The sequence below is a fragment of the Streptococcus mitis genome (assembly GCF_001074635.1).
In the GTDB taxonomy this organism is placed as follows: Bacteria; Bacillota; Bacilli; order Lactobacillales; family Streptococcaceae; genus Streptococcus; species Streptococcus mitis_E.
Map to the genome: position 1 here is coordinate 1 of NZ_JUQO01000085.1, position 10491 is coordinate 10491.

17 protein-coding genes are annotated in these 10491 nt (G+C 42.8%); 7 read left to right on the plus strand and 10 right to left on the minus strand.

The features are described from left to right. Positions 1-31: 31 nt before the first annotated feature. Positions 32-700: an MIP/aquaporin family protein gene (locus ADI58_RS03685; protein WP_049521521.1), complete on the plus strand. Its 669-nt coding sequence runs from the start codon at positions 32-34 to the stop codon at positions 698-700. 57 nt (positions 701-757) lie between these two features. Here the strand turns inward: ADI58_RS03685 and queF are convergent, their stop codons facing one another. From queF to ADI58_RS03720, 7 genes are all read right to left on the minus strand, one after another. Then, complete coding sequence (gene queF / locus ADI58_RS11370; RefSeq protein WP_049521510.1) at positions 758-1249, minus strand: preQ(1) synthase; 492 nt, start codon at positions 1247-1249, stop codon at positions 758-760. Positions 1250-1267: 18 nt separating this feature from the next. Beyond that, positions 1268-1984: a 7-carboxy-7-deazaguanine synthase QueE gene (gene queE / locus ADI58_RS11375; RefSeq protein ID WP_049521511.1), complete on the minus strand. Its 717-nt coding sequence runs from the start codon at positions 1982-1984 to the stop codon at positions 1268-1270. Continuing rightward, positions 1977-2420, minus strand: coding sequence for a 6-carboxytetrahydropterin synthase QueD (gene queD, locus ADI58_RS03700; RefSeq protein ID WP_000464576.1), 444 nt, complete (start codon positions 2418-2420; stop codon positions 1977-1979). The genes queE and queD overlap by 8 nt, the downstream gene beginning before the upstream one ends. After that, positions 2420-3073: a 7-cyano-7-deazaguanine synthase QueC gene (queC, locus tag ADI58_RS03705; RefSeq protein ID WP_049521512.1), complete on the minus strand. Its 654-nt coding sequence runs from the start codon at positions 3071-3073 to the stop codon at positions 2420-2422. The genes queD and queC overlap by 1 nt, the downstream gene beginning before the upstream one ends. A 201-nt stretch (positions 3074-3274) precedes the next feature. Next, positions 3275-3589 (minus strand): thioredoxin, encoded by a 315-nt coding sequence (gene trxA / locus ADI58_RS03710; RefSeq protein WP_049521513.1) that lies wholly within the window; start codon positions 3587-3589, stop codon positions 3275-3277. Between the two features lie 16 nt (positions 3590-3605). After that, positions 3606-3827 (minus strand): DUF4649 family protein, encoded by a 222-nt coding sequence (locus ADI58_RS03715; RefSeq protein WP_000570255.1) that lies wholly within the window; start codon positions 3825-3827, stop codon positions 3606-3608. Positions 3828-3926: 99 nt separating this feature from the next. After that, positions 3927-4307 (minus strand): MarR family winged helix-turn-helix transcriptional regulator, encoded by a 381-nt coding sequence (locus tag ADI58_RS03720; protein WP_049521514.1) that lies wholly within the window; start codon positions 4305-4307, stop codon positions 3927-3929. A 283-nt stretch (positions 4308-4590) separates the two neighbouring features. Between ADI58_RS03720 and ADI58_RS03725 the strand changes: the two genes are divergently transcribed. Continuing rightward, the gene (locus tag ADI58_RS03725; protein ID WP_049521515.1) at positions 4591-4965 is read left to right on the plus strand and encodes a CidA/LrgA family protein; all 375 of its coding nucleotides are present in this window, start codon (positions 4591-4593) and stop codon (positions 4963-4965) included. Then, positions 4962-5657 carry an LrgB family protein gene (locus ADI58_RS03730; RefSeq protein WP_001288952.1) on the plus strand — a complete coding sequence of 232 codons (696 nt, stop codon included), beginning with the start codon at positions 4962-4964 and terminating at the stop codon, positions 5655-5657. The genes ADI58_RS03725 and ADI58_RS03730 overlap by 4 nt, the downstream gene beginning before the upstream one ends. Positions 5658-5688: 31 nt before the next feature. Here the strand turns inward: ADI58_RS03730 and ADI58_RS03735 are convergent, their stop codons facing one another. From ADI58_RS03735 to ADI58_RS03745, 3 genes are read right to left on the minus strand one after another with little or no spacing between them, the layout of a single operon-like run. Continuing rightward, positions 5689-6456, minus strand: a complete 768-nt coding sequence (locus ADI58_RS03735) for a hypothetical protein (RefSeq protein WP_049521516.1) — start codon at positions 6454-6456, stop codon at positions 5689-5691. 15 nt (positions 6457-6471) lie between these two features. After that, complete coding sequence (locus tag ADI58_RS03740; RefSeq protein WP_049521517.1) at positions 6472-7167, minus strand: ABC transporter ATP-binding protein; 696 nt, start codon at positions 7165-7167, stop codon at positions 6472-6474. A gap of 4 nt (positions 7168-7171) precedes the next feature. Beyond that, positions 7172-7537, minus strand: a complete 366-nt coding sequence (locus tag ADI58_RS03745) for a GntR family transcriptional regulator (protein ID WP_000119147.1) — start codon at positions 7535-7537, stop codon at positions 7172-7174. Between the two features lie 139 nt (positions 7538-7676). Here ADI58_RS03745 and nrdR point away from each other — a divergent pair, with 139 nt between their 5' ends. The 4 genes from nrdR to ADI58_RS03765 form a co-directional block, all read left to right on the plus strand. Then, the gene (gene nrdR, locus ADI58_RS03750; protein ID WP_001203672.1) at positions 7677-8150 is read left to right on the plus strand and encodes a transcriptional regulator NrdR; all 474 of its coding nucleotides are present in this window, start codon (positions 7677-7679) and stop codon (positions 8148-8150) included. Then, the gene (locus ADI58_RS03755; RefSeq protein WP_049521518.1) at positions 8151-9320 is read left to right on the plus strand and encodes a replication initiation and membrane attachment family protein; all 1170 of its coding nucleotides are present in this window, start codon (positions 8151-8153) and stop codon (positions 9318-9320) included. Further along, entirely contained in the window at positions 9321-10217 is an 897-nt protein-coding gene (gene dnaI / locus ADI58_RS03760; protein WP_049521519.1) for a primosomal protein DnaI, read from the plus strand. After that, positions 10214-10491: nitroreductase family protein (locus ADI58_RS03765; RefSeq protein WP_049521520.1), on the plus strand; the 278-nt coding region annotated here is incomplete at its 3' end. The genes dnaI and ADI58_RS03765, both read left to right, overlap by 4 nt.

Here is a 10491-nt window from a genome sequence, read left to right on the forward strand (position 1 = left end):
GTATCTTGTTTTTGAAAAAAGGAGAAAGAAAATGAAAAAATTTGTCGCTGAGTTAATCGGTACGTTCATGCTTGTGTTCGTCGGAACAGGAGCTGTTGTTTTTGGAAATGGTATTGAAGGTCTTGGTCACCTTGGAATTGCCTTTGCCTTTGGTCTGGCAATCGTGGTTGCAGCCTACTCAATCGGAACTATTTCAGGTGCCCACTTGAACCCAGCGGTTTCGATCGCTATGTTTGTTAACAAACGTTTGTCATCAAAAGACCTTGTCAACTACATCCTTGGTCAGGTTGTTGGAGCTTTCATCGCTTCTGGCGCTGTCTTCTTCCTCTTGGCTAATTCAGGTATGTCAACTGCTAGTCTTGGTGAAAATGCCTTGGCAAACGGAGTCACTGTCTTTGGTGGTTTCTTGTTTGAAGTCATCGCAACCTTCTTGTTTGTCTTAGTTATCATGACTGTGACTTCAGAAAGCAAGGGAAATGGCGCGATTGCTGGTTTGGTAATCGGTTTGTCATTGATGGCTATGATCCTTGTTGGATTGAACATTACTGGGCTTTCAGTAAATCCAGCTCGTAGCTTGGCACCAGCTGTCTTGGTAGGTGGCGCAGCCCTTCAACAAGTTTGGATTTTCATCCTTGCACCAATCGCTGGTGGAGTTCTTGCAGCCCTTGTTGCTAAAAACTTCCTTGGAACAGAAGAATAATTGAAACTTAAAAAGCCTTGCTCCTCATTTTGAGGAACAGGGCTTTTTCGTATGAGTTTAACGGTTGTCAATTTTCTCTGGATAAAGGTCGTGTTGGAAGAGGCGTTGTTCTGCCAAGCCTTCATACTTAGTTCCAGGTTTACCATAGTTGAAGTAAGGGTCGATTGAAATGCCGCCGCGCGGAGTGAATTTTCCCCAGACCTCTAAATAGCGAGGATCTAGCAAGTTGACCAAGTCTTTCCCGATGGTGTTGATACAGTTTTCGTGGAAATCTCCGTGGTTTCGGTAGCTAAAGAGGTATAGTTTGAGGGATTTTGACTCAACACAGAGCTTGTCAGGGATGTAGGAAATATAGATAGTTGCAAAGTCTGGCTGAGCAGTGATTGGGCAAAGTGAGGTAAATTCAGGGCAGTTGAACTTGATGAAATAGTCATTTTCCACATGACGATTGTCAAAAGATTCGAGGACTTCTGGTTGATATTCGAAAATGTAGTTGGTTTCTTTATTGCCTAGTAGGCTTAGGTTTTTCATTTCTTCTTGTTGTGACATGATTTTTTCTTTCTAATCTTAAACACCACGTTGATTATCGTAGAGGAGGGTATGCAGTTGAGGAAGGACGCGGACATTGCCCCAGCTATCGTCGGCAGCGATGCGTTCCCAGAGTTCTTTGAGACGGTCCAGTTGATCTTGGATAATATTGCCTGTGGCCTTGGGCTCAGGATTTCCAGCCGATAAGAAGAGGACATCTGGTTGGTAGCGTTCTTGAATTCCTCTGGCAAAGGCCAAATCTGCATCGTCAAAGACAGGGATTTTAAAGGTGACCTTGTCTGGATCCAGTTGGGAAACGATAAAGTCCAGGGTCTCAAAGTTGACTTCCATCTTGGATGAAGGAGGTTTGGGACTGAGAGTGACCTGGTCGATGTCTTTCAACCAATTTTGCCAGCGGGAACCTTGGGTCTCAACAGCCAGAGTGACACCACGTTCCTTGAGCTTGGTGACCAATTCGGCCATGTTGGCTGCTAGGATAGCAGGATTTCCCCCAGACAGGGTGACATAGTCGTAGCTCCCTAATTTATCCAACTCAGCAATGACCTCGTCAGCAGTCATACGAGTTGGCTTTTCAGAGCCATCCCAAGTAAAGGCAGAATCGCACCAGTCGCAGTGGTAGTCGCAACCAGCAGTGCGGACAAACATGGTTTTCTGCCCGATTGCACGGCCTTCGCCTTGAAAGGTTGGGCCGAAAATTTCCAGAACTGGTAGTTTGAGGACACGTTCCCTAGTCATCTAACCACTCCCGTCTAAACTCCGCAAAGGAAGTCGGAGTTTCATAGAGGCGAACGTATTCCAAACGAAGACCGCGTTCGTCGGGCAACTCTTGACTCATGGTTTGGAAAATCCAGTAAACCATATTTTCAGCAGTCGTGTTCATATAGGGGAGGGTTTCGTTTAGATAGCGATGATCCAAGTGGGGCTCTAAGTAGTTCTTGTAGATCGCTTTGATATCTCCGAAATCGTAGGTCATGCCACGTTCATCTAAAAATCCACTGACAGCAATCTGCAGATGATAGGTGTGGCCATGCAGGGATTTGCATTTTCCCTCATAGTGAAAGAGGTGGTGAGCAGCATCAAAGGTAAACTCTTTTGATACCAAGGTTCTGTGAGGATTGTAGACAAGAGACTCCCCGGTTTCCTGTTTGATTTCTTTGGGTGCAAAAAACATTAGGCCTCTCCTTTCTGTGAGAGATAAACATCTAGACCATGTTGACGTAGGTGGCAAGCTGGGCAATCTCCACAGCCACTTCCGATAATTCCATTGTAGCAGGTCAAGGTCTTTTCACGAACATAGTCAAAGGCACCGAGTTGGTCGGCTAATTCCCAAGTTTCAGCCTTGTCTAGCCACATGAGAGGTGTTTGGATAACAAAGTCGTAATCCATAGCAAGGTTGAGGGTAACATTAAGAGATTTGACAAAGACATCCCGGCAGTCAGGGTAGCCTGAGAAGTCTGTTTCGCAGACACCTGTCACGATATCTTTAATACCTCGTTGCTTAGCAAGAACTGCCGCAAAGGATAGAAAGAGGTGGTTGCGACCGTCAACAAAGGTATTGGGAACCTCCCCCTCTTTTTGCTCAATTTCCAGATCAGAGGTCAGGGCATTTTCAGTGATTTGCCCTAGCAGAGACATATCTAGGGTATGATGACGAATCCCCTGTTCCTTAGCGATTTCTCTAGCAACTTGAATTTCGAGGTGATGGCGTTGGCCGTAGGCAAAGGTAACGGCTTCGACCGTTTCATAGTGTTCTTTAGCCCAAAAGAGGCAGGTTGTAGAATCTTGACCGCCACTAAAGACGACCAAGGCAGATTGACGTTTCATAGTACTCCTTCCAAAATGGGAAATGTTTAGAGCACGCAAAAAGCTCCCATGAGGGAGCTAAAAAATACCAAATCGAGGTTTTTTTTAGCGATGGCGTGTCCCAAACATCGTAATATTCTACCTATAGTCTAGCATATTTTTTGAAAAATGGCAAAGGGCAAGAAAAAAGAGACCAAAGCAAGTACTTGGTCTCTCGTGTGATTAGCTCAATTCAGCAACGATGGCCTTGATTTGTTCTGCAGTATGAACACCTGCAACTTGTTTCACCACTTGGCCGTCTTTTTTGAAGAGAAGAGTTGGGATAGACATGATTCCAAAAGCACGAGCTGTGTTTGGATTTTCATCAACGTCCATTTTAACGATTTTCAAGACATCTTCTGAAATTTCTTCAGACAATTTGTCCAAGATTGGACCTTGCATACGACATGGACCACACCAAGTTGCCCAGAAGTCTACCAAGACCAAACCGTCTTTAGTTTCTTGTTCGAATGTTGCATCTGTAATTGCTTTTGCCATTGTATTGCTCCTTTTTTTAGTTATATTGGCTTAAATCTTGTTTCTTGAGATAGAAGAAGATATCTCCATAAGTCCCATGGTAATCCAAATCATGACCGTTGTATGTTAATTTTTGGACAGGGTAGTAGTCTGCGACGCCGATAAGGCAAGCTTGTTGTGAACGATCAAAGTCTTCATAAGATTCGAAAGTTACAGTTCTTTCATTCTTGCTGGCATCTAGATAGGTAATTTCAATCATTTTAAAAACTCCTTTGTTTAATGATGATTTTATTTTACTCCTTGTAAAAGAGAATGTCAAGAAAAATGATTGCGCACGCAACTTTTTTCTAAAATCATCTTAAATCAAGAAATCCAAACCAGTTTCCAAGCTTTCTTCGACAGCCTTTTGTAGAGAGGCCAGTGTCTTTTGCCCATCACTTGTCAGGCAGATAAAACTAGAGCGTCTATCTTGATCACAACACCTGCGACTAAGCAGACCGCAATTTTTGGCTTCCAAGCGAGCCACCATCCGAGAAACAGCGCTCGGGCTCAGATGAAGTTTATCTGGCAGGTCAATCTGGCGTAAAGATTTTTCTTGAGCCAAGTCCAGATAGTAGAGCAGGTAAAACTCTTTCAAGGTCAGACTTTGTTCACTCTGATTAGCAACAGTCTCTTCCAAGAGACTTTCAATTTCTTTCTGACGCCGATTGAAGTCAAACCATTTTTCCAAATAGGTCATAGTATCTCCTTTCTTTTTAGAGTTATAGCATAGAAGAATGTCCATTCGCGGACAGTCTCTGTATCACAAGATGATTGCGCATGCAATAATTATACTACTTTTCAAAAGAGCTGGCAAGAAAGACGCAGGCATCCTTTATCCTAAATCATGCCTGTTTTCACAAGTCAAGAATTGTTTGTATCCCCTTTCCTCTCTAATTTTTAATGACTCTTGTGCATTTCCTTGAAATTTTCTGAAAAAAGAGTAAACTGGTATGCAAGAAGTCTATTTCGTGGAGTATAGGATGAAATTATATGTTCAATTAATGATTCTCTTTGTGATTTCTCTAATCGGAGAGGGAATCTCTAGTTCCTTTCATTTGCCCATCCCAGGCAGTATTATCGGTTTGATTATTCTTTTTCTAGCCCTACAATTCAAGTGGCTGAGAACTAGGCATGTCAACATGGTGGGGAATTTCTTGCTGGCCAATATGACCATTCTCTTTTTACCGCCAGCAGTGGGAATCATGGAGAAGTTTGATGTGATTGCTCCCTATCTTTTGCCAATTGTTTTGATTGTCTTTTTTGCAGCAGTCATCAATATTATCCTCATAGCCTTGGTGGTTCAGTTTATCAAACGACGGTTTGAGGGAGATTATGAGAAAGGAGATGCCAAATGAGTGAATTTGTTTCCAATCCCCTGTTTGGGCTTGCCCTGTCTATCTTAGCCTATCTAGTGGGAATGCTGATTTACAGACGTTTTCCTCATCCATTGACAACGCCCTTGCTTTTGTCAGCTGTTTTCATTATCATCTTTCTAAAAGTGACGGGTATTTCTTACCAAGATTACTACCAAGGTGGGGTTTATCTGAACAACTTGATTGTCCCATCGACCGTAGCTCTAGGGATTCCGCTTTATAAGAGTTTTCATTTGATGAAGCACCATGCACGGAGTATTCTCTTTGGTAGTTTGCTGGCGGTAGTTGTCAATACCTCTTTCACAGCCCTTGTAGCTAAGATTTTTGGAATGGACTTTTTCCTAGCCATTTCTCTCTTTCCTAAGTCAGTAACAACCGCTATGGCAGTGGGAATCACAGAAAAATTGCAAGGGTTGACGACTGTGACCTTGGTGGTTGTAGTGGCAACTGGAATTTTAACCAGTGTGATCGGACCAACCCTTTTGAAGTGGTTGAAAATAGACGATCCAGTAGCTGTTGGCCTTTCCCTTGGAGGGACAGGTCACGCAGTCGGAACGGGAACAGCCTTCCGATACGGCTCTGTAGCAGGAGCCATGGGTGGCTTGGCTATCGGTGTCACCGGTATTCTCTATGTCTTTGTCAGCCCTATCGTAGCCAGTTTGATATTGAGTTAAATCAAAACCCAGCTGTTTAGCTGGGCATTTTTTATTGCAAATTAACCTTGTTTCTCAAGATGTAGTAGGTTCCGAGGTAAAAGATAGCTATGAAAATGAGTTCTTCAACAATACTTATACTTGCTCCCATATAGAAATTATCATTAAATCCTGCAAGTGAATTGACATAGAAGTTAGTACTGGTATTGAAGAAAAGTCCAATAAATCCTATGACGATTTGGATACCAATGTAGGCTGCAACAGCAAGTGCTGTACGGTATTCATTGAACAGTTGTCCAATAGAAATGGCCAAGTAAATGCAGAGGATTCCTGAGATTGTACTAAGCAGGAAGGATACCCCCATAAGAGAGAGTTGAGGAAGGTATGTTCCTGCAAGTGAAATCAAGTCAGAAATTTCAAACCAATTTGAAGCTGTTAAGATCAAGATAACAAAAGCACTTAGAGCTAGTACAGCAGTGCTAATCACAGACCAGATAAAGGCACCGACTAGCTTGGCTGTGATGATATGGTGTTCAGAAACTGGCAAGGTCAAAGTCAGATATCCTTGGCGGTCATAGACACTGCCTTTAAAGCGTTTAATAATCAAGAAAAGAGTTGAAATCCCAAGCGTAATCATCAAACCACCAAAGACAGTAGCTAGAAAAATGAGTAGAGCGGGTTGACTTTCTTTGACAGGTAGATGGTTATAGGTCTGTGCTTGAAGTCCGATGAGGACAGAAAGGAAGAGCACGGCAGCGTAGAGGGCTAAATACCACTTGTTAACATTTTTAAATTCGTAGCGAACTAAATTCCAAAACATAATAATCTCCTTTGCTTAGGCCTTAAATTCCTGACGGAAGAGTTGGTCAATGGATTCACCAGACTCATAGCGAATATCATCTACATTTCCTTGACGGACGACTTTTCCGTCTTTGAGGAAGACAATTTCATCTAAGATTGGTTCGATATCAGAAATCAAGTGGGTTGAAATCAAAACGGTAGAAGTTGGGGAGTAGTTGTTGATAATGGTATTGAGGATATACTCACGGGCTGCTGGGTCCACCCCACCAATGGGTTCGTCTAGAACATAGAGACGAGCATCACGGCTCATAACCAAAATCAGTTGTACCTTTTCCTTGTTCCCTTTTGATAATTTCTTGAGACGACTATTTTCATCAATGCCGAGGTCTGCAAGTAAATGATGGGCACGTTCAAGATTGAAATCTTTATAGAAGGTCTTGAAGTAGGTTAGGGCTTCTTTGACCTTCATTTGCTCATTGAGATAGGTCGTATCTGGCAAATAAGCTACGATAGCCTTGGTTGCTGGGCTTGGGTCCATATCGTTGATAAGGACGCGTCCTTGATCTGGTTGTAAGAGGCCATTGATTAGTTTAATCAAGGTTGTTTTTCCTGAGCCGTTTGGGCCAAGGAGACCAACAATTTTTCCAGCTGGGATGTCAAGAGAAACATTTTCGAGGGCTGGGGTTTCTCCATAAGATTTGGATACATTTTCAAATGCTAGTAATGACATAGGCTTAAACTCCTTTAATATAATCGCCAACTACGCCTGGTAGTTCTTCTTTTTCATAGCCAAAATGGGTCATGGAGGAAACGAAGTGTTCCAATTCTTCTTCCGATAATTGTTTGCGTGATTGGGCGATTAGCTCCTTATCCTCAGTCACAAATCGTCCAGTTGTGCGCTTGCTGTAGACAAATCCTTCTCGTTCAAGGTCTGACAAGGCTCTTTGGATGGTGTTGGGATTGACACCCGCCTCGCTAGCTAGCTCCCTCACGGTTGGAAGTTGTTGATTGGCTTCCAGTGTATGGGAAACAATCTGAAGCTTGATTTTCTCCATAATCTGTAAATAGATGGGTTTTTTGTTGTCAAATGTCCAGGACATCTTGGTCTCCTTTCTTTTATCTCTTTGTCTTAATTAAATAATACAACAAAACAAAAAACTTGTCAAGCAAAAAGAAGAATTGTTTTGGGAATCGTTTAAAAAATGGTATAATGAAAAGAAAACGATAAGGAGGGAAAGGATGCGTTGTCCAAAATGTGGGGCTACCAAGTCAAGTGTTATCGATAGTCGCCAAGCAGAAGAAGGGAACACCATTCGTAGAAGACGTGAGTGCGACGAATGCCAACACCGTTTTACAACCTACGAACGGGTAGAAGAAAGAACCTTAGTGGTTGTTAAAAAAGATGGCACGCGGGAACAATTCTCCAGAGATAAAATCTTTAATGGGATTATCCGCTCAGCCCAGAAACGTCCTGTGTCAAGTGATGAAATCAACATGGTAGTCAATCGTATCGAACAGAAACTCCGTGGTCGAAATGAAAATGAAATTCAAAGTGAGGACATTGGTTCACTCGTCATGGAGGAGTTGGCTGAGTTAGATGAGATTACCTATGTACGTTTTGCCAGCGTCTATCGTAGTTTTAAGGATGTGAGTGAGTTAGAGAGCTTGCTCCAACAAATCACCCAGTCCTCTAAAAAGAAAAAGGAAAGATAAATGAAGCCAATTGACCGTTTTTCTTATTTAAAGAATAATCGGGTGTCGCAAGATACCTCATCTCTGGTACAGTGCTACCTCCCGATTATCGGTCAGGAGGCACTGAGCCTTTATCTTTATACGATTAGTTTTTGGGATAATGGTAGAAAGGAATACCTCTTTTCAAGTATTCTCAACCATCTCAACTTTGGGATGGACAGACTTTTAAAATCCTTGAAAATCCTATCTGCTTTCAATCTCTTGACCCTCTATCAAAAGGGGGACGTTTATCAGCTAGCCATTCATGCTCCTCTTTCGAGTCAGGACTTCTTGGAACATCCTGTTTATCGCAGACTTTTGGAGAAAAAAATTGGCGATGCATCGGTGGAAGATTTGGGAGTTGAAAGAGCTGAGGGAGAAGAAATACCTGTCTCCCTAAATCAAGTCTTTCCAGATTTGGCAGAACTGGGAAGTCAAGAAGACCTTGGTCTCAAGAAGAAAGTGGCCAACGATTTTGACTTGGACCATTTTCGTCAGCTGATGGCTCGAGATGGGCTTCGCTTTGCGGATGAGCAGTCCGATGTCTTAAACCTCTTTGCCATTGCCGAGGAGAAGAAGTGGACTTGGTTTGAGACCTATCAATTGGCCAAGTCAACAGCTGTTTCCCAGGTTATTTCAACCAAACGCATGCGGGAAAAAATTGCTCAAAAACCAGTTTCCTCTGACTTTAATCCTAAGGAAGCAACCATTATCAAGGAAGCAAAAAGTAAAACTGCCCTGCAGTTCTTAGCAGAAATCAAGCAAACTCGTAAGGCAAGTATTACCCAAACAGAAAGAGAACTTTTGCAACAGATGGCTGGCTTGGGTTTGCTGGACGAAGTCATCAATATCATTCTCTTATTGACCTTTAATAAGGTCGATTCGGCAAATATCAATGAGAAATATGCCATGAAGGTAGCCAATGACTATGCTTATCAAAAGATTCATTCGGCAGAAGAGGCAGTCTTGCGCATCCGTGAGAGAGGGCAAAAGAGTCAGGCTCAAAAAGGCAGTAAACCCAGTCCTACCAAGTCCAATGTACCCAAGTGGAGCAATCCAGATTATAAGAATGAAACCAGCGAGGAAACTCGTCTGGAACTAGAACGTAAGAAACAAGAACTATTAGCTCGATTAGAAAAAGGAGGAGATTAGATGGAAAGTGTCGGAGACGTACTCAAACGTCAACCTAGCCGTTTTCACTATCAAGATTTGGTCCAGAAAATCATGAAGGACCCTGATGTTGCGGCCTTTATCCAGCAAGAATCCTTGACTCCAGAGGAATTAAATCGCAGTATCTCCAAGTTTAATCAGTACATTACCGAGCGTGACAAGTTTCTCCGTGGTGATACGGATTATATTGCCAAAGGCTACAAGCCGATTTTGGTTATGAATCATGGCTATGCGGACGTTTCTTATGAAGAAACTCCTGAACTAATCGCAGCGGGAAAAGAAGCGGCTATTAAGAATCGTCTCAAGTTAATCAATCTGCCAGCCAGTCTCAGGACAGCTAGTTTGGCTCAAGTAGACTTGGATGATTTGGGTCGCTTGCCAGTTTTTGAAAAGCTATTAGCCTTCGTGGAGCAATATCCAGCTATTCGAAAAGGTCTTTACCTATATGGAGACTTTGGTGTGGGCAAAAGTTTCATGGTGGCTGCCTTGGCTCATGATTTATCAGAAAAACGTGGTGTTTCCTCCACTCTCCTCCATTATCCTAGTTTTGTCATCGATGTCAAAAATGCTATCGGTGATGGCAATGTTAAGACATTGGTGGATGAGATTAAGCTTTCTGAAGTCCTGATTTTAGATGATATTGGTGCCGAGCAATCAACAGCTTGGGTGCGTGACGAAATCCTCCAGGTCATTCTTCAATATCGGATGCAGGAAGATTTACCGACCTTTTTCACCTCCAACTTCAACTTTGAAGAATTGGAGCTGCATTTCGCTAAAGGGAAACATGGAAATAACGAAACCTGGGAAGCCAGACGCGTCATGGAACGCATCCGTTATTTGGCTGAGGAGACTCGTTTAGAAGGAGTGAACCGTCGATGACAGAAACGATTAAACTGATGAAAGCTCATAAGTCTGTTCGAAGATTTAAGGAGCAAGTCCTTCCTCAAAAAGACTTGACTGAAATCCTGACAGCAGCCCAGATGGCCTCGTCTTGGAAGAATTTCCAATCCTACTCTGTGATTGTGGTACGAAGTCAAGAAAAGAAAGATGCCTTGTATGAATTGGTGCCTCAAGAAGCTATTCGCCAGTCAGCTGTTTTCCTTCTCTTTGTCGGGGATTTGAACCGAGCAGAAAAGGGAGCACGACTCCATAC

Excerpts from the sequence above, each read along its gene's own strand:
- ADI58_RS03685 (WP_049521521.1), top strand. The coding sequence starts at position 32 with ATGAAAAAATTTGTCGCTGAGTTAATCGGTACGTTCATGCTTGTGTTC.
- queF (WP_049521510.1), bottom strand. The coding sequence starts at position 1,249 with ATGTCACAACAAGAAGAAATGAAAAACCTAAGCCTACTAGGCAATAAA.
- queE (WP_049521511.1), bottom strand. The coding sequence starts at position 1,984 with ATGACTAGGGAACGTGTCCTCAAACTACCAGTTCTGGAAATTTTCGGC.
- queD (WP_000464576.1), bottom strand. The coding sequence starts at position 2,420 with ATGTTTTTTGCACCCAAAGAAATCAAACAGGAAACCGGGGAGTCTCTT.
- queC (WP_049521512.1), bottom strand. The coding sequence starts at position 3,073 with ATGAAACGTCAATCTGCCTTGGTCGTCTTTAGTGGCGGTCAAGATTCT.
- trxA (WP_049521513.1), bottom strand. The coding sequence starts at position 3,589 with ATGGCAAAAGCAATTACAGATGCAACATTCGAACAAGAAACTAAAGAC.
- ADI58_RS03715 (WP_000570255.1), bottom strand. The coding sequence starts at position 3,827 with ATGATTGAAATTACCTATCTAGATGCCAGCAAGAATGAAAGAACTGTA.
- ADI58_RS03720 (WP_049521514.1), bottom strand. The coding sequence starts at position 4,307 with ATGACCTATTTGGAAAAATGGTTTGACTTCAATCGGCGTCAGAAAGAA.
- ADI58_RS03725 (WP_049521515.1), top strand. The coding sequence starts at position 4,591 with ATGAAATTATATGTTCAATTAATGATTCTCTTTGTGATTTCTCTAATC.
- ADI58_RS03730 (WP_001288952.1), top strand. The coding sequence starts at position 4,962 with ATGAGTGAATTTGTTTCCAATCCCCTGTTTGGGCTTGCCCTGTCTATC.
- ADI58_RS03735 (WP_049521516.1), bottom strand. The coding sequence starts at position 6,456 with ATGTTTTGGAATTTAGTTCGCTACGAATTTAAAAATGTTAACAAGTGG.
- ADI58_RS03740 (WP_049521517.1), bottom strand. The coding sequence starts at position 7,167 with ATGTCATTACTAGCATTTGAAAATGTATCCAAATCTTATGGAGAAACC.
- ADI58_RS03745 (WP_000119147.1), bottom strand. The coding sequence starts at position 7,537 with ATGTCCTGGACATTTGACAACAAAAAACCCATCTATTTACAGATTATG.
- nrdR (WP_001203672.1), top strand. The coding sequence starts at position 7,677 with ATGCGTTGTCCAAAATGTGGGGCTACCAAGTCAAGTGTTATCGATAGT.
- ADI58_RS03755 (WP_049521518.1), top strand. The coding sequence starts at position 8,151 with ATGAAGCCAATTGACCGTTTTTCTTATTTAAAGAATAATCGGGTGTCG.
- dnaI (WP_049521519.1), top strand. The coding sequence starts at position 9,321 with ATGGAAAGTGTCGGAGACGTACTCAAACGTCAACCTAGCCGTTTTCAC.